Origin of the sequence: Pseudomonas sp. IT-P100, from assembly GCF_949767185.1 — a bacterium.
GTDB classification, from domain to species: Bacteria; Pseudomonadota; Gammaproteobacteria; order Pseudomonadales; family Pseudomonadaceae; genus Aquipseudomonas; species Aquipseudomonas fluorescens_B.
This window is the reverse complement of the sequence record NZ_CATKQK010000011.1, coordinates 25,368-42,654: the sequence shown is the minus strand read 5'-3', so window position 1 is coordinate 42,654 and position 17,287 is coordinate 25,368. Positions and strand designations below refer to the sequence as shown.

Here is a 17,287-nt window from a genome sequence, read left to right as displayed (position 1 = left end):
TCGTGCGCCTGTTTTACGGCGCGACGTTCTGATAATTAGCTGATCTGCAAGACCCGAGCCATGGCCTGGTCGTCGTCTTTGGCGGTGTTCATCATCTTGATGTGCAATTCGAATTGCTTGGCCAGGGCCAGAACAGACGTCATCTCTTCCACGGCATTGACGTTGCTCGACTCCAGGAACCCGGACACCAGTTTGACGTTGGCATCGGCTTGCGCCGGCTGGCCGTCCTTGGTGTGGATCGAACCGTCCAGGCCCTTGGTCATGTTCTTGAAATCCGGATTGACCAGCTTGATGCGGTCGACTTCGGCCATCACGCGAGGGCCTTCACCCATCGCGCGAATGCTGACGGTGCCGTCCTCGCCGACTTCGATCTGCTGCTCGGGCGGCACGGAAATCGGTCCGCCGTTGCCCAACACCGGCATGCCGTTGCCGGCGCGCAATACGCCGAGGGCGTCAACGTTCAGGCTGCCGGTGCGCACGTAGCTTTCGCCGCCGTCCGGGTTCTGCACGGCGATCCAGCCATTGCCCTGCACCGCGACGTCGAGGTCGCGACCGGTTTCCACCAGGGCGCCCGCAGAGAAGTCGGTGGCCGGACGTTCGGACATGGCAAATGCTCGCGCCGGAAAGCTGTCACCGAACACCGGCATCGAACGCGCCTGCTCCAGGTCTTTCTGGAAACCGTTGGTGGAGATGTTCGCCAGGTTGTTCGCATGAGCCTTCTGCGCCAGTGCATTCTGGCTGGCGCCGGTCATTGCCACATAAAGGTACTTGTCCACACTCTTTCCTCTGCATGCCGGACGTTTGCCGCCCACCGCTGTACTTCTGAGCCATAAGCAATTTGCAGACCAACTTTTTTCTGGCGGCGCGGGGCCCGGCAAACAAAGGACTTGAGGGGTTCAGAGGGGAATGGGGGATTGTGTCGAAGACGAAAAACCGGCGGTGTTATGCCGGTAAGTGGCAAGGGTCGGCCTTTCTGATGCACTCACCCCTGTGGCGAGGGAGCTTGCTCCGGCTCGGGCGCGCGGCGGCCGCAAAACCCTCGGCACTATCTGCCTGTCAGACCTCGGCCGTTCTTTTGGGGCTGCTGCGCAGCCCGGCGGGAGCAAGCTCCCTCGCCACAAAGAGCTGACGGTCTCTGCTCAGGCGCCAGGCTCTTTACCCACCTCATACTCACGCAACTTGTTGGCAATGGTGGTATGCGAAACCCCCAACCGCTTGCCCAGCTGCCGACTGCTCGGATGCTCGGAATACAAACGCTCCAGCACCGCTTTTTCAAAGCGCCCGACAATTGCATCCAGTCCGCCTTCGAGTGAAAAATCGCCAAGCGGCTGACGCACGCCATAGTCTGGCAGTCGAATATGTTCAGCCTTGACCGTCCCGCCTTCGCACAACGAAACCGCCTGGAACAACACGTTTTCCAACTGCCGGACATTGCCCGGCCAATGATAATGACTGAGCCGGTCCATGGCCGCCGGCGCCAGTTTCGGCAGCGGGCAACCGATTTGCCGACTGGCTTGATCAAGGAAATGCTCCACCAGCGGCGTCAAACCATCCAGGCATTCGCGCAGCGGCGGGATGTGCAGCGACAGTACGTTCAAGCGGTGATACAAATCCTGGCGAAACTCGCCTCGCGCGCACAACTCCGACAGATCGACCTGAGTCGCGCAGATCACTCGCACATCCAGATAAACCTCTTCATCACTGCCTACGCGGCGGAAGCAACCGTCCTGCAGGAAGCGCAGCAATTTCACCTGCAAGCGCGGGCTCATTTCCCCCACGCCATCGAGAAACAGCGTTCCCCCCGCCGTCAGCTCCAGCAACCCCAGCTTGCCTTCGGCCCGCGCCCCTTCGAATGCACCGGGACCGTAGCCGAACAACTCGGTCTCGGCCATCGACTCCGGCAGACCGGCGCAGTTGAGCGCCATCAACGGCGACTGCCCCCGTGGACTGGCCAGGTGACAGGCCCGCGCCAGCAATTCTTTACCGGTGCCGGTTTCGCCTTCTATCAATAGCGGCGCGTCCAGTGGCGCCATGCGTCGTGCTTCGCGAACCACGGCGGCCATCACTTTTGAACTCTGGAAAATACTGTCGAACCCGCGCAGTTCCTGTTTGCGCACGTTGTAGATGCGCTCCCCTACCCGGTCGGCACGATGCAGCGTCAACACCGCGCCGGCCATGGCTTCGCTGTCGTCATGTTCCGATTGCAGCGGCGCGATGTCGGCCAGAAATACATCGCCCTTGACCTTGACCCGCAGCCCATTGATCCGCGATTTGTTGGCGCGCACCAGCTCCGGCAAATCGAAATCCTCGGCGTACCGCGATAACGGAATCCCCGGCACCTCATCCACCCTCACCCCGAGCAACTGCGCCGCTGCACGGTTGGCTGCGACGATCGAACCGCCCATGTCGATCGATAGCACCGGAAACTCCAGGGCGCCGAGCAACGCATTGAGTTCCATATGCCGACGCTCGCTGGGCATCAGTCCTACGCGCTTGACGCCAAAGACACCGGCAATCGACTCGAATTTCGGACGAAGCGCCTGGAACTGAATGTTGATCAGGTTCGGGCAATGCAAGTAGATCGCGTTGCCATGTTCGCCACCGACCTCGCCGCGAGCGACGTTGATCCCGTACTCGACCAGCAGGTTGAGAATGTCGCGCAGGATGCCGATGCGGTTCTGGCAGTGGACTTTGATACGCATATAAAGGCCCGAAACGTGAGTGATCGAGGCCCATTGCGGGAATTTTTCTGCGCAGGGGCCAACTTAGTCGTCAAGATTATGTGACACCTGTGAGCCTTTTCAAACCCGAAAATCTCAAGCGCTGCGCCATACCGGCCTTTCCGTAACGAAAACTTTACGAAATTCGACGAATTTTCCTACGCGCTATGGCGTTCATGGGCTGCCACATCGAAATTCCTGGGGTATTTCTAGGTCCATGGCAGGACATAACAAGAACGAAATCCCCTAGCAGGAGAGCAGCATGAAGCAGACGCAATACGTGGCTCGCGAGCCCGATGCGCAAGGTTTTATCGACTACCCCGCCGAAGAACACGCGGTGTGGAACACGCTGATCACTCGCCAACTGAAAGTGATCGAAGGGCGTGCGTGCCAGGAATACCTGGACGGTATCGAAAAACTCGGTCTGCCCCACGACCGCATTCCGCAACTCGGTGAGATCAACAAGGTCCTTGGCGAAACCACCGGCTGGCAAGTTGCCCGGGTTCCCGCACTGATTCCGTTCCAGACCTTTTTCGAATTGCTGGCGAACAAGCAGTTCCCGGTGGCGACGTTTATTCGTACCCGTGAGGAGCTGGATTACCTGCAAGAGCCGGACATTTTCCACGAGATTTTTGGTCATTGTCCGCTGCTGACCAACCCCTGGTTCGCCGAATTCACCCACACCTACGGCAAACTCGGCCTGCAGGCGTCCAAGGAAGAACGCGTTTACCTGGCGCGTCTGTACTGGATGACCATCGAGTTCGGCCTGGTCGATACCCCGCAAGGCCAACGCATCTATGGCGGCGGCATTCTCTCCTCGCCGAAAGAAACCGTTTACTGCCTGTCGGACGAACCTGAGCATCAGCCGTTCGATCCACTGGAATGCATGCGTACGCCGTATCGCATCGACATCCTGCAACCGCTGTACTTTGTCCTGCCGAACCTCAAGCGCCTGTTCGATCTTGCCCACGAAGACATCATGGGCATGGTCAAGCAAGGCATGCAGCTGGGCTTGCACGCCCCGAAATTTCCGCCCAAACCAAAAGCCGCGTGATCCGTAGCTTTTAGAATCAAGTGAGCCTGTCAGGAACCCACGCTTTGGTTTAGCGTGGTGACACTGACGGCCGATTTCCAATCATTCGATTTCAGGAACACACCATGTCCACATTGAACCAAGCCCATTGCGAAGCCTGCCGCGCCGACGCCCCCCAGGTCAGCGACGAAGAACTGCCGGTATTGATCAAGCAGATCCCTGACTGGAACATCGAAGTTCGCGACAGCATCATGCAGCTGGAAAAGGTTTTCCTGTTCAAGAACTTCAAGCACGCCCTGGCGTTCACCAACGCGGTCGGGGAAATCTCCGAGGCCGAAGGTCACCACCCGGGCCTGCTGACCGAGTGGGGCAAAGTCACCGTGACCTGGTGGAGCCACTCCATCAAGGGCCTGCACCGCAACGATTTCATCATGGCCGCGCGCACTGACGAAGTGGCCAAGGACGCCGAGGGCCGCAAATAATGCATTTCGACGCCATAGGTCGAGTACCCGGCGACCCGATTCTCGGCCTGATGGAGGCCTATGCGCAGGACCCGAACCCGCGCAAATTCGACCTTGGCGTGGGCGTCTACAAGGACGCCTTCGGCCTGACGCCGATTCCCCAGGCCGTGAAGCTCGCCGAGCAGCGCCTGGTGGATCGCCAGACCACCAAGACTTACATCGGCGGTCACGGCGAACCGGCATTCGGCAAGGTCATCAATGAGTTGGTGCTCGGCGCTGACTCTGCACTGATCGCCGAACAACGGGCCGGCGTTACCCAGACGCCGGGGGGCACCGGCGCCTTGCGCTTGAGCGCGGATTTCATCGCCCAGTGCCTGCCGGGGCGCGGCGTGTGGCTGAGCAACCCAACCTGGCCGATTCACGAAACCATTTTCGCCACGGCCGGGGTCAAGGTTAATCATTACCCTTATGTCGGCAGCGATAACCGCCTCGATGTTGAAGCGATGCTGGCGGTGCTCAATGACGCGCCGAAAGGCGATGTGGTTTTGTTGCACGCCTGCTGCCACAACCCGACCGGGTTCGATCTGTCCCATGACGACTGGCGCCGGGTGCTGGACGTGGTGCGCGATCGTGATCTGGTGCCGCTGATCGACTTCGCCTACCAGGGCTTCGGCGATGGATTGGAACAGGATGCGTGGTCGACCCGTTTGTTTTCTGCCGAGTTGCCGGAAGTACTGATCACCAGTTCCTGCTCGAAGAACTTCGGGCTGTACCGGGATCGCACGGGGGCGCTGATAGTTTGCGCGAAAACCGCTGAAAAACTGGTGGATATTCGCAGCCAACTGGCCAACATCGCCCGCAACCTGTGGTCGACGCCGCCGGATCATGGCGCTGCCGTAGTGGCGACGATTCTTGGCGATCCGGAGCTGAAAAGCCTGTGGGCCGATGAAGTGGAAGCCATGCGCTTGCGTATCGCGCAACTGCGCAGCGGTCTGGTTGAAGCGCTGGAGCCGCATGGTTTGCGTGAGCGTTTTGCGCATATTGGTGTGCAACGCGGGATGTTTTCCTACACCGGCCTGTCGCCGGATCAGGTTAAACAGCTGCGCGATCATCACAGCGTTTACATGGTCGGTACCGGCCGGGCGAACGTGGCGGGGATTGATGCGACGCGTCTGGATCTGCTGGCTGAGGCTATCGCCGACGTCTGCAAGTAATGTGAAACAATGGCCGGCTCCCCTGTGGCGAGGGAGCTTGCTCCCGCTGGGCTGCGAAGCGGCCCCATGCAGGCAATGAGTTTTTACCGATGAACCGCGTTTGCATTCCTTGCGACCGCTGCGCGTTCGAGCGGGGGCAAGCTCCCTCGCCACATTGGTTTCGCGAATCTGGTCCACACCTGTCTAGACAATCCCACCCGTCGCAACAAATGGATATAAAAGTCTGTTTGTCATTTCTGCTGCTGTATCCTGCCCAGGCTTTTTAAAAGCGCGGATCTACCAGATCTATCAACAGACTTTGCGAGGAGCGCGAAACATGCACGAGATCCCTAATCTCCCCTTCCCAAGCCTGCACGAAACTGAGCAGACAACCCCGCAGCAAGCCGGTGCCCAACAGCCCGAGCCGAAAGAAGCCACTGAACGCCGCCAGGCCGACAGCGAAGACTGAAACACTCGCAATGCCAGACCGTGTGGAAAGCGCTAACATGCGCTTTCCACACCGCCTGAACCCTTGAGTTGCACAACCATGACCGATGACTTCAGTGAGACCCAGGCCAGCGTCCTGATCGGCACCGCCGAGAAGATGATCGAGATCTGGAATCGCCTTTCCCCCGAGAAACAAGCGGCGTTGCTCGCCCGATTCGGCAGCGAAGAAAATGCCCTGGCCGCCTTGGTCACCACGCAACTGGTCGCTCCCGCCAAGCCCTGAAACACCCCATCCGGCAAATAGTTTTACTTTTCCACGCCTCGCGGCCGCTCGCGCCGCTATCATAAGCAGCCTATCTATCCTGCTTTCCCCGTGGACCTTTACCCATGTCTGAAAAACAGCGCCCCCTGGCGGTCACGCTGCAAGTTGTTTCCATCGTCCTCTTTACCTTTATCGGCTACCTCAATATCGGCATTCCCCTGGCTGTGTTGCCGGGCTACGTCCACAGCGAACTCGGCTTCGGCGCGGTGGTCGCGGGGCTGGTGATCAGCGTGCAATACCTGGCCACTCTGCTCAGCCGTCCTTACGCCGGGAAAATCATCGATAACAAGGGCAGCAAACTGGCGGTGATGTATGGCCTGGCCGGTTGCGGTTTGAGTGGTGTGTTCATGCTGGTTTCAGCCTGGACCCAAAGCCTGCCGGTGTTGAGTCTGATCAGCCTGCTGATCGGTCGTCTGGTGCTTGGCAGCGCGGAAAGCCTGGTGGGTTCCGGTTCGATTGGCTGGGGCATCGGCCGGGTCGGTGCAGCGAACACGGCTAAAGTCATCTCCTGGAACGGCATCGCCAGTTATGGCGCATTGGCCGTCGGCGCACCGCTGGGGGTGTTGTTGGTGAGCCAGTTGGGTTTGTGGGGCATGGGCGTCAGCATCATGTTGCTGGCCGTCCTGGGCCTGGCGCTGGCCTGGCCGAAGACCGCAGCCCCCATTGTGGTTGGTGAGCGCCTGCCGTTCATGCATGTGCTGGGGCGCGTGCTGCCGCATGGTTGCGGTCTGGCGCTGGGTTCCATCGGTTTCGGCACCATCGCAACGTTCATCACCCTGTATTACGCCACGCAACACTGGGACAACGCGGTGCTGTGCCTGAGCCTGTTCGGCGCCAGTTTCATCGGCGCGCGACTGCTGTTCGGCAACCTGATCAACCGTCTCGGCGGGTTTCGCGTGGCGATTGCCTGCCTGTCGGTGGAAACCCTGGGGCTGTTGCTCCTGTGGCTGGCGCCGGATGCGCATTGGGCACTGGCGGGTGCGGCGCTGAGTGGCTTTGGTTTTTCGCTGGTGTTCCCCGCACTCGGGGTGGAAGCGGTCAATCTGGTGCCAGCGTCGAGCCGTGGTGCGGCGGTCGGGGCGTATTCGCTGTTCATCGATTTGTCACTGGGGATTACCGGGCCGTTGGCGGGTGCGATTGCGGCAGGTTTCGGCTTTGCCTCGATCTTCCTTTTCGCCGCACTCGCCGCCCTGAGCGGTTTGGCCCTGAGTGTTTACTTGTACCGGCAAGCCCCCAAGCACCTTAATGAAAAGCACCGCGAAGAAAGAGCAGCGCGCTAGAAATCGACCTTGCCGCGCCCGGCCTTGATACTGCCGCGCTTGGTCTTGGATTCGAGCCGACGCTTTTTCGAGCCCAGGGTCGGTTTGGTCGGACGACGTTTCTTTTCGACCTTGGTGGCGCTGAGGATCAACTCGATCAGCCGCTCCAGCGCATCGGCGCGATTGGCTTCCTGCGTCCGGTATTGCTGAGCCTTGATGATCAACACCCCTTCGCTGGTGATGCGACTGTCCCGCAGCGCCAGCAGCCGCTCCTTGTAGAACTCGGGCAAGGACGAGGCCGGGATGTCGAAGCGCAAGTGCACAGCGCTGGAGACCTTGTTGACGTTCTGCCCGCCGGCGCCCTGGGCGCGAATGGCTGTCAATTCGATCTCGGCATCCGGCAGATGCACGTTGTTGGAAATCACCAGCATGGAAAAGCGTCCGGGTTGAGGTCTTTCAGGATACCGCGAATGAATGGCAAGAACGCGCTCCCACAGGGCTTTGTGTAGGCCGAAAAAGACAAACCCGGCACATGGCCGGGTTTGTCGTTTCTGCGCGCTGCGCTATTTCACTGCAGCCTGCAACGCATGCTGGGCACTTCGCTTGTTCTTGATGCCGTAGCAAACCCACATGAACGCAACCCACACCGGAATCGCATACACCGAGATCTGAATGCCCGGGATCAACAGCATCACGCCGAGGATGAACACCACGAACGCCAGGCAGATGTAGTTCCCGTACGGGTACCACAGGGCCTTGAACAGCGGCGTTTGCCTGGTCTTGTTCATGTGCTGGCGGAACTTGAAGTGCGAATAGCTGATCATCGCCCAGTTGATGACCAACGTGGCCACCACCAGCGACATCAACAGCTCCAGCGCATTTTGCGGGATCAGGTAGTTCAGCAGCACTGCAATCAGCGTCACGGCAGCCGAGGCAAGGATCGAACGCACCGGCACGCCGCGCTTGTCGATTTTCGCCAGGGCTTTCGGCGCATCGCCTTGCTCGGCCATGCCCAGCAACATGCGGCTGTTGCAATAGGTGCCGCTGTTGTACACCGACAGCGCCGCAGTCAGGACCACAAAGTTGAGGATGTGCGCCGCGGTGTTGCTGCCGAGCATCGAGAACACTTGCACGAACGGGCTGCCGCTATAGGAATCACCGGACGCGTTCAGGGTCGCCAGCAGACTGTCCCAAGGCGTCAGCGACAGCAGAATGACCAGCGCACCGATGTAGAAAATCAGGATCCGGTAGATCACCTGGTTAATCGCTTTCGGAATCACGGTTTTCGGCTTGTCGGCTTCCGCTGCGGTGAAACCGAGCATTTCCAGGCCGCCGAAGCTGAACATGATGATCGTCATGGCCATCACCAGACCGCTGACGCCGTTCGGGAAGAAACCGCCGTGGGACCACAGGTTGGTCACCGAGGCTTCCGGACCGCCGTGACCGCTGACCAGCAAGTAGCTGCCCAGGGCAATCATGCCGACGATCGCCACCACCTTGATGATCGCGAACCAGAACTCCGCCTCACCAAAGACTTTGACGTTGGCCAGGTTGATCAGGTTGATCAGGACGAAGAATCCGGCAGCCGAAACCCAGGTCGGGATCTCCGGTGCCCAGTAGTGAATGTACTTGCCGACCGCAGTCAGCTCTGACATGCCCACCAGAATGTACAGAATCCAGCAGTTCCAGCCCGACAGGAAACCGGCGAAACCACCCCAGTATTTGTGCGCAAAATGGCTGAAGGAACCGGCCACCGGCTCTTCGACGATCATTTCGCCGAGCTGGCGCATGATCATGAAGGCAATGAAGCCGCAGATGGCGTAGCCGAGGATCATCGACGGGCCAGCGGATTTGAGTACACCGGCCGAGCCGAGGAACAGGCCGGTACCAATCGCGCCACCGAGGGCGATCAGTTGAATATGACGATTCTTCAGGCCGCGTTTCAGCTCGCCTGAATGCGAGTTTTGTCCACTCATGAAAAGGGTCTCACGCAAGGTTTGATGATGTTCAGTAGACGTTGCTGCTCGGTTGCAACTTTAAGCAGCGCCGATCAAACCCCAGCGCAGGCACCAGGAGTTCAGCGTATTTACAACGGTCATGCGTCACCTGTTTGTTTTTATCTGTGACGAAATCGAACCCGACACGCTCGTGACGTGGCGGAGTGAACAAGGCGGATAGCCTTGAGGTTTGCGCAGCTGCGCAGGAGGTCACAGGTAAAACGCGGCGCATTGTACACCGCCAACCCCCTGCTGCCAGACCCGCTGGATCAGCGTGTCGGTTGCCGGGATTGCCTGTGTCCGCCTCGAGGGTCTCGGGCGGCTGCAAAAAATGAGTCAGACCTTTGCGGGTCATGGGCGTGAACGATGGAAAAACCGTCCCACGGGAAGAGATGGAGATCAGTCACGGCGTACATTGCGCCTCCTTCTTGTTATGCACCTGCACGACAGGCATGGCGCGCATCTCACCCTTCCAGCGCCGCTGAAACAAGCGCGCCAGAGCCTTTTGCGGGGATCAATCGGCGTGCTGGCGGCAGGTTTTCCTTACACCTATCCCGAAGACGCGAATCCATGGGATTCAGCGCGCAATTTCGTCAGCATTCCTTTACATGCCGTAACGAAACTTTGCCAAATCAGACATAACTGTAGGACGACTGCAAATTGACGATAGGAAGCTTCCTAAGGAAAAAGCCTGCTTAGTTTTTTGTTTTCTATTAATAAATTTCTATTTAAAAAACAGAACAAAAAGTTCAATTAAATCTTATTTAATTATTTTTTTGCGTTTCAAAAACCAGTGAACTAGGTTTTCAGCGACTTGCCGAGCCGCCTCGACTGGCAAGTTGTTCTTACTCAAAAGTCATCTAGGAGATTCACCATGCAAGCAATGGAAAAAGACCTGGAAACTGAACTGCAACTGGACGATTGGTTTGAAGCACCGACCCATGAAGCCGCCGTTGAAATGATGCAAGCCGACGCGGTAGTTCCGTTCGGCACGGCGATGTGGCCTCTGTAAGTCATCCCGGCAGGCACGGTCCGGCCGGTTGTGCCTGCCACTTTCGCTCGGTTTGTCAGGGAGGACTACATGGATAAGCCACGCGCCATTTCGCATTTCCTTTACTACCTCGAACATCACCCGGCCCTTGCCGGCCTCAATCCGGCGAAGGTCTTGCTGGGCCACACCGCTGATTACGCAGCACTGACCGGCGCCATTGCCGAACAGGCATCCGACAGCCAGCCATTTCGCTTGAGCTCGCTGCGACTGGACCTCGAACCCGCGGATTTTCTGGCTCAGGCCATTATCGACAGCGATCTGTACATTTTTTTCTACGACTCCTCCACCCTGCCGAATCCACGCCCCGACGGCCCGGATTTTGTCCGCGCCCTGCAAGGCGTGATGGCCGAGAACTGGAGGAAGTCGCTGCTGTTCAAGGATTACGGTGATTACTTCTACGACACGTTCAGTGTCACCCCGCAGCGCATTGCCGGACTGAACAGCCATTTGATCCAGCGCATGTCCCACGCAACAACGTTAAGTTTCAAGGATGACCACGGCTCCTGGTTTGAAACACCATTGAGCAGTATCAAGAAGTGGACTGACATCAATGGTGTCGGCAACTTTGATCTGGCACCCGGTGAAATTGCCACCCACAGCGAAGCCATTAATGGCCGGGTTAAGTTCATGGGGACATTTCTCAGTACTATTCCGTTTGCGCGCAAATATGGAGTATTGGCGTCACCGCTGGAGTTATGGATCGAGAACTCGACCATCGGCAGAATTGCGACTGAAGTGCCGGGACTGGAACACGATTTCAACAAGTACCTGGACGCCAATCCGTCGAATCGGCGGATCGAGGAGCTGGGGATCGGCACCAATGAAGGGATCAAGGCGTTGTATGCGCGCAATGCCGGATTTGAGGAACGCCATTGCGGGCTGCATCTGGGGTTGGGGGGGGAGCGAAGGGTAGCCATCATCTGGATCTAATCTTCTCCAATGGCGTGTTGGCGCTGGATGATGAGCCGCTGTTTGATGGACGGTTTGTGTTCTAACCCCCCCCTGTGGCGAGGGAGCCTGGAGCCGCTGCGCGACTCAGCGGGAGCAAGCTCCCTCGCCACAGGTTACCTGCACTCTGAAGACCGGTTATTGCCAGACCAAAAAAAACGCCAACCCTGAGGTTGGCGTTTTTTCATGTATCGCTTACCGCTTACTCAGGCTTGCGACGACCAAAGCCTGGACGCTGGCCGGAACCGGCTGGCGCACCGCGGCGTTTGCCCGATGGTGCATCCTTGTCGACCAGGACGATGCCCGGGCGTTTCTTCGGCGCCGGTTTGGCCGGGCGCTTGGTGTCGGACGGACGATCGGCCACTGGCGTACCGCGACCGGCTGGAGCACCGCGATCACTGCGACCACCGCTTGGCGCACCGCGGCCTTCGCCACGCTCGGTGCGACCGTTGGCCGGACGTGGCGTGCGTGGACCGCGCTCGCCATCGGCACGCGGAGCAACCGGCTTGCGCGACGGACGCTCGCCTTCGATCTGCGGCTCACGTGCAGGACGCGGACCCGCTGCCGGAGCGCCGGTCGCTGGACGCAGTGTACGCACGCGCTCGGTCTTGCCGACCGGACGGGACGATTTACGCTGCATACGTTCGAGCTTGTCTTTGCTCTTGGCGTTCATCTGCGGCATGGCCACTGGGGTCAGGCCCACTTCAGCACTCAGAATGTCGACTTCGTACTGGCTCATTTCGCGCCAGCGGCCCATCGGCAGGTCCGAGTTGAGGAACACCGGACCGAAACGCACGCGTTTCAGGCGGCTGACCACCAGGCCCTGGGATTCCCACAGGCGACGAACCTCACGGTTACGCCCTTCCATTACCACGCAGTGATACCAATGGTTGAAACCTTCGCCACCGGGCGCCTGCTTGATGTCGGTGAACTTGGCCGGGCCGTCTTCGAGGACCACGCCTGCCTTCAGGCGCTCGATCATCTCGTCATCGACTTCGCCACGTACACGTACCGCATATTCACGGTCCATTTCGTAGGACGGGTGCATCAGGCGGTTAGCCAGCTCACCGTCGGTGGTGAACATCAGCAGACCGGTAGTGTTGATGTCCAGGCGACCGATGTTGATCCAGCGGCCTTCTTTCGGACGCGGCATCTTGTCGAACACGGTCGGACGGCCTTCAGGGTCGTCACGGGTGCAGATTTCACCGTCGGGTTTGTTGTACATGATCACGCGGCGTACCGACTCGGCGGCTTCTTCGCGCTTGATCACCTTGCCATCGATGGTGATGGCGTCATGCAGGTCGACGCGCAGGCCAAGGGTGGCGTCTTTGCCGTTGACCTTGATGCGGCCGTGGCTGATCCAGGCTTCTACGTCACGGCGCGAGCCGACGCCGATACGGGCGAGGACTTTTTGCAGTTTTTCGCCTGCTGGGCCGATTTCCTGGTCGTCTTTCTGGTCGTTGATACTCATCTGGGCACCTCCCGGTGTGGTCTGTTCAGGCGGCTCTGAAGTGAGGGTCCTGAAGAGTTGAAAGCTTGTACTCGGGCGAAGGGATCGCCGAAGGGTCGCGAATCATACGCTCATGGGAGCGTTTGCGCATCAGAGACTAGCTGATGAATGGCCAGTTACCTGGATTTCCGCCGACCGGTGGCGCCGAGTTTGATCAAGCGCAACGAAGCTTCAGCGAGGACTGTGCGCTTGTCGGTCTTGTCGAGCTTCTTCCAGGCCTTGATCTCGCGCTTGCTGCGGCCACAGCCGAGGCAGATATCGTCGGTGAATTTGCAGACGCTGATGCAGGGGTCTTTGGTTGAGCTCATCAATCACTCCATTCGACACCAATCCCTGTGGGATTTGGATCAGTCTTCGAACTCGCGGCGTTCGGCTTCGATGGCTTCGGCGAGAGCCTTGGCTTCGGCTTCTTCGTCGCTCAACTCGGGCTCGGGTTTCGCCTGTTCAAGGGCAGCGACAGCCGCCAGGAGTTTCTCGCGCGCCTCGGCGACGCCAAGCACATCATCCTCAAGCTCTTCTTCAACTGTGGCTTCTGGCTCAACCGGAAGTTCAGCTTCAATCTCCGGTGCCGGCAACTCCAGAACCTCTTCGGTCCCGGTCACCGCGCTATCACGCAGAATGTCATCGAAGTCGGTCTTCAACCCCTCCTCCATGGTGTCCAGTTCCAGCAACAGCGTATGGAAACTGGTTTCTTCCTTGGGCTCCTCCGGCTCAGCGCTGGCATCCGCCAGTTCCTGCAACCCGGCCGGCACCGGCGCGTCGTCGAAATCGAGCACCGGGTCTGGCTCCAGCTCGCGCAGTTCGGCGAGTGGCGGCAAATCGTCAAGATTCTTCAGGTTGAAGTGATCGAGAAAAGCCTTGGTGGTGGCGAACATCGCAGGTTTTCCCGGCACATCCCGGTAACCGACGATGCGAATCCACTCCCGCTCCAGCAACGTCTTGACGATGTGACTGTTGACCGCCACACCGCGCACGTCTTCGATCTCGCCCCGGGTGATCGGCTGGCGATAGGCGATCAGTGCCATGGTTTCGAGCATGGCACGGGAATAACGTTGCGGGCGCTCTTCCCACAAACGTCCTACCCACGGCGAGAACTTTTCGCGGATCTGCAGGCGATAACCGGAGGCGACTTCCTTCAGCTCGAAGGCACGACCGTCGCAGGACTTGGCGAGAATCGTCAGGGCTTTCTTGAAGACTGGCGGCTCGGGGCGCTCGCCCTCTTCGAAGAGTTCGAACAGGCGTTCAAGCGATTGCGGTTTTCCCGAGGCCAACAGAAAGGCTTCAAGCAGTGGCGCCAGCTCGCGGGGTTCAGTCAGGTTCATGATTCAACTCGTTATTCGGCTCGGGCTCGCACGTGGATCGCCGCGAACGGCTCATTCTGCACCAGCTCGACCAAAGATTCCTTGACCAGTTCGAGGATCGCCATAAAGGTCACCACGACACCCAGGCGCCCTTCTTCGGCCGTGAACAGCTCGACAAACGGCACGAAACCGCCGCCCTTGAGCCGTTCCAGCACGTCGCTCATGCGCTCGCGAGTGGACAGCGCCTCGCGGCTGACCTGGTGACTTTCAAACATGTCGCCACGGCGCAGGACCTCGGCCATGGACATCAGCAATTCTTCCAGGCTCACGTCCGGCAACAGCTTGCGCGCCCGGGCTTCCGGGGCATCCAGCTTGGGCACCACCACGTCACGACCAACGCGGCTCAAGCCATCGATACCTTCGGCGGCGGCCTTGAAACGTTCGTACTCCTGCAAACGACGGATCAATTCGGCGCGCGGGTCGTCTTCTTCGTCTTCGATGGTTTCGGCTCGCGGCAACAGCATCCGCGACTTGATCTCGGCCAGCATCGCGGCCATGACCAGGTACTCGGCGGCCAGTTCCAGGCGCACCGACTGCATCAACTCCACATAACCCATGTACTGGCGGGTGATTTCCGCCACCGGAATGTCGAGGATGTTGATGTTCTGTTTGCGGATCAGGTACAGCAGCAGGTCGAGGGGGCCTTCGAAGGCTTCGAGAAAGACCTCGAGTGCATCCGGTGGAATGTACAGGTCCAGCGGCATTTCCATGACCGCCTGGCCATAGACCATGGCGAAGGGCAGCTCTTGCTGGGCACCGGCCTGACTGTCGACAACGGGTTCTACTGCAGACATCTACGCCTCGGCCATGAACGGCGTCGGATCGCCGCAACCCACGCGGATCACTTCCGGCTCGCCGTCGGCGAGGTTGATCACGGTGGACGCCTTGATGCCGCCGAAACCGCCGTCGATGATCAGGTCGACCTGATGCTCGAGCAACTGGCGCATTTCATACGGATCGGTCAGCGGGTCGGTGTCGCCGGGCATGATCAGCGTCACGCTCATCAGCGGCTCGCCGAGTTCTTCCAGCAGCGCCAGGGCAATCGGGTGGCTGGGCACGCGCAGGCCGATGGTGCGTTTTTTCGGGTGCAACAACAGCCGCGGGACTTCGCGGGTGGCATTGAGAATGAAGGTATAGGGCCCTGGCAAATGTGCCTTGAGCAGGCGGAAGGTGCCGGTGTCGATCTTGGCAAACAGCCCCAGTTGCGACAGGTCGCTGCAAATCAGTGCGAAGTTGTGCTTCTCATCCAGTTGACGCAACCGGCGAACGCGCTCCACGGCATTCTTGTCGCCGATCTGGCAACCAATGGCGTAGGACGAGTCAGTGGGATAAATCACCACCCCGCCGTTGCGGATGATCTCGACAGCCTGTTTGATCAGGCGCGCTTGCGGGTTTTCCGGATGAATCTGGAAAAATTGACTCACATTCTCTACCTGTTCAGACGGCGGCAATAATTGGGTCATGTTTGAATCGACACCACAGTGGTGGCAGATCCTCCGGGAGCGGGCGGTATTCACCGATCTCGGACCAGCCTCCAGGGCCATGAAAATCACTGCCGGCGCTGACCAGCAGACCGAACTCACGAGCAAGAATCGCCAGACTGCCCACCTGCTCCGCGGGCTGATGGCCATTGACCACTTCGATCGCATGGCCGCCTGCTTGAATATAGTCGGCAATCAGGCGGCGGCGCTTGCTGCGAGTGAAATCGTAGTGCCACGGGTGCGCCAGGCTCACCCAGGCTTTGGCCGCACGCAGGGTTTCGACCGTCTCTTCCAGGGTCGGCCAGTGTTGCTTGACGTCCCCCAGCTTGCCGGCGCCCAGCCATTTGCGGAACGCTTCGGCGCGATCCTTGACGAAACCTTCGCGCACCATCCAGTCGGCGAAGTGCGGACGGGCCGGCGCGTTACCGCTGTCGCCCAGTTCCTGCTGGATCGCCCGGGCGCCTTCCAGCGCACCCGGCATACCCTTCAATGCCAGCTTGCGGCTTATTTCTTCGGACCGTAGCCAACGGCCATCGTGCAATTTGGCGATGGCTTCGACCAACGGCGGTGCATTCACATCAAATCCGTAACCCAACACATGAATGGTCGCGCCACCCCAGGTGCAGGATAATTCGACGCCGTTGACCAATTGCATCCCCAGCGCCGTTGCCGCGTTGCGGGCCTCGTCGAGGCCTTCGAGGGTGTCGTGATCGGTCAAGGCCAGGACTCGCACGCCTTTTTCGTACGCACGCGCCACCAGGACAGCAGGCGCGAGAGCGCCATCGGAGGCGGTGCTATGGCAGTGCAAATCGACATTCACGGGGATGTGTTACCTCAAATCAGCTGACGCTATCGCGCGCCCATATGTTTGTTATTATGCCGCCACATCCTGCTTCTGGCTGCCACTGTGAAACAATTCATCGATTTCATCCCGCTCCTGCTGTTTTTCATTGTTTTCAAGATCGACCCACGGGTCGTTGACATTGGCGGTCATCAACTGACTGTCGGAGGCATCTACAGCGCCACCGCGATGCTGATCATCAGCTCCCTGGTCGTCTACGGCACACTCTTCATCAAGCAGCGCAAGCTGGAAAAGAGCCAGTGGCTGACCCTCATCGCCTGCCTGGTCTTCGGCAGCCTGACCCTGGCGTTCCACAGCGAAACCTTCCTGAAATGGAAGGCCCCGGTGGTCAACTGGCTGTTTGCGCTGGCGTTCATCGGCAGCCACTTCATCGGTGACCAGTTGCTGATCAAACGCATCATGGGCCACGCGCTGACCCTGCCGGACCTGGTCTGGACGCGCCTGAACATCGCCTGGATCGCGTTCTTCCTGTTTTGCGGTGCCGCCAACCTGTTCGTCGCGTTCACGTTCCAGGACTACTGGGTCGACTTCAAGGTCTTCGGCAGCCTGGGCATGACGTTGCTGTTCCTGGTCGCCCAGGGTATTTACCTGTCCCGCCACCTGCACGACGCCGATACCACCACGCCAAAAACCGAGGACTGA

Annotated in this window: 18 protein-coding genes and 1 pseudogene; 9 read left to right on the top strand and 10 right to left on the bottom strand. The window is 59.2% G+C overall.

Annotation, left to right across the window (positions count from 1 at the left end; translation table 11 throughout):
• Positions 1-35: 35 nt before the first annotated feature.
• Together ACM6IQ_RS08330 and ACM6IQ_RS08325 are read right to left on the bottom strand one after the other, a co-directional pair.
• Positions 36-776, bottom strand: coding sequence for a flagellar basal body rod protein FlgF (locus ACM6IQ_RS08330; RefSeq protein ID WP_017337154.1), 741 nt, complete (start codon positions 774-776; stop codon positions 36-38).
• A gap of 363 nt (positions 777-1,139) precedes the next feature.
• A complete protein-coding gene (locus ACM6IQ_RS08325; RefSeq protein ID WP_017337153.1) occupies positions 1,140-2,702 on the bottom strand; it encodes a sigma-54-dependent phenylalanine hydroxylase transcriptional regulator PhhR in 1,563 nt (520 codons plus the stop codon).
• 280 nt (positions 2,703-2,982) lie between these two features.
• Between ACM6IQ_RS08325 and phhA the strand changes: the two genes are divergently transcribed.
• From phhA to ACM6IQ_RS08295, 6 genes are all read left to right on the top strand, one after another.
• A complete protein-coding gene (phhA, locus tag ACM6IQ_RS08320; protein WP_017337152.1) occupies positions 2,983-3,774 on the top strand; it encodes a phenylalanine 4-monooxygenase in 792 nt (263 codons plus the stop codon).
• A 104-nt stretch (positions 3,775-3,878) separates the two neighbouring features.
• Positions 3,879-4,235 (top strand): 4a-hydroxytetrahydrobiopterin dehydratase, encoded by a 357-nt coding sequence (locus ACM6IQ_RS08315; protein WP_017337151.1) that lies wholly within the window; start codon positions 3,879-3,881, stop codon positions 4,233-4,235.
• Positions 4,235-5,428: an amino acid aminotransferase gene (locus tag ACM6IQ_RS08310; protein WP_414878494.1), complete on the top strand. Its 1,194-nt coding sequence runs from the start codon at positions 4,235-4,237 to the stop codon at positions 5,426-5,428. Before ACM6IQ_RS08315 ends, ACM6IQ_RS08310 begins: the two co-directional genes overlap by 1 nt.
• 316 nt (positions 5,429-5,744) lie before the next feature.
• Positions 5,745-5,876 carry a hypothetical protein gene (locus tag ACM6IQ_RS08305; RefSeq protein WP_017337149.1) on the top strand — a complete coding sequence of 44 codons (132 nt, stop codon included), beginning with the start codon at positions 5,745-5,747 and terminating at the stop codon, positions 5,874-5,876.
• A gap of 78 nt (positions 5,877-5,954) precedes the next feature.
• Positions 5,955-6,137 carry a hypothetical protein gene (locus ACM6IQ_RS08300; protein WP_008030471.1) on the top strand — a complete coding sequence of 61 codons (183 nt, stop codon included), beginning with the start codon at positions 5,955-5,957 and terminating at the stop codon, positions 6,135-6,137.
• Between the two features lie 104 nt (positions 6,138-6,241).
• The gene (locus ACM6IQ_RS08295) at positions 6,242-7,456 is read left to right on the top strand and encodes an MFS transporter (RefSeq protein ID WP_414878493.1); all 1,215 of its coding nucleotides are present in this window, start codon (positions 6,242-6,244) and stop codon (positions 7,454-7,456) included.
• On the opposite strand, the gene arfB is transcribed toward ACM6IQ_RS08295, so the two are convergent.
• Positions 7,453-7,866, bottom strand: a complete 414-nt coding sequence (gene arfB, locus ACM6IQ_RS08290; RefSeq protein ID WP_017337147.1) for an alternative ribosome rescue aminoacyl-tRNA hydrolase ArfB — start codon at positions 7,864-7,866, stop codon at positions 7,453-7,455. The genes ACM6IQ_RS08295 and arfB overlap by 4 nt on opposite strands.
• Positions 7,867-7,998: 132 nt before the next feature.
• A complete protein-coding gene (locus ACM6IQ_RS08285; protein ID WP_414878492.1) occupies positions 7,999-9,411 on the bottom strand; it encodes an amino acid permease in 1,413 nt (470 codons plus the stop codon).
• Between the two features lie 895 nt (positions 9,412-10,306).
• Here ACM6IQ_RS08285 and ACM6IQ_RS08280 point away from each other — a divergent pair.
• On the top strand, positions 10,307-10,444 hold the full coding sequence (locus ACM6IQ_RS08280) for a hypothetical protein (RefSeq protein WP_017337145.1): 138 nt from the start codon (positions 10,307-10,309) through the stop codon (positions 10,442-10,444).
• A 69-nt stretch (positions 10,445-10,513) separates the two neighbouring features.
• Positions 10,514-11,478: pseudogene (locus ACM6IQ_RS08275) on the top strand (leucyl aminopeptidase).
• A gap of 155 nt (positions 11,479-11,633) precedes the next feature.
• Here the strand turns inward: ACM6IQ_RS08275 and rluB are convergent.
• The 6 genes from rluB to ACM6IQ_RS08245 form a co-directional block, all read right to left on the bottom strand.
• Positions 11,634-12,902, bottom strand: coding sequence for a 23S rRNA pseudouridine(2605) synthase RluB (rluB, locus tag ACM6IQ_RS08270; RefSeq protein WP_017337143.1), 1,269 nt, complete (start codon positions 12,900-12,902; stop codon positions 11,634-11,636).
• 155 nt (positions 12,903-13,057) lie between these two features.
• On the bottom strand, positions 13,058-13,249 hold the full coding sequence (locus ACM6IQ_RS08265) for a DUF1289 domain-containing protein (protein ID WP_017337142.1): 192 nt from the start codon (positions 13,247-13,249) through the stop codon (positions 13,058-13,060).
• 39 nt (positions 13,250-13,288) lie between these two features.
• On the bottom strand, positions 13,289-14,263 hold the full coding sequence (scpB, locus tag ACM6IQ_RS08260) for an SMC-Scp complex subunit ScpB (protein WP_017337141.1): 975 nt from the start codon (positions 14,261-14,263) through the stop codon (positions 13,289-13,291).
• A gap of 11 nt (positions 14,264-14,274) precedes the next feature.
• Positions 14,275-15,096: a segregation and condensation protein A gene (locus ACM6IQ_RS08255; RefSeq protein ID WP_017337140.1), complete on the bottom strand. Its 822-nt coding sequence runs from the start codon at positions 15,094-15,096 to the stop codon at positions 14,275-14,277.
• Entirely contained in the window at positions 15,097-15,726 is a 630-nt protein-coding gene (locus tag ACM6IQ_RS08250) for an L-threonylcarbamoyladenylate synthase (protein WP_031318536.1), read from the bottom strand.
• A 13-nt stretch (positions 15,727-15,739) separates the two neighbouring features.
• Positions 15,740-16,603: a PHP domain-containing protein gene (locus ACM6IQ_RS08245; protein WP_017337138.1), complete on the bottom strand. Its 864-nt coding sequence runs from the start codon at positions 16,601-16,603 to the stop codon at positions 15,740-15,742.
• An 87-nt stretch (positions 16,604-16,690) separates the two neighbouring features.
• Here ACM6IQ_RS08245 and ACM6IQ_RS08240 point away from each other — a divergent pair, with 87 nt between their 5' ends.
• Positions 16,691-17,287 carry a septation protein A gene (locus tag ACM6IQ_RS08240; RefSeq protein ID WP_017337137.1) on the top strand — a complete coding sequence of 199 codons (597 nt, stop codon included), beginning with the start codon at positions 16,691-16,693 and terminating at the stop codon, positions 17,285-17,287.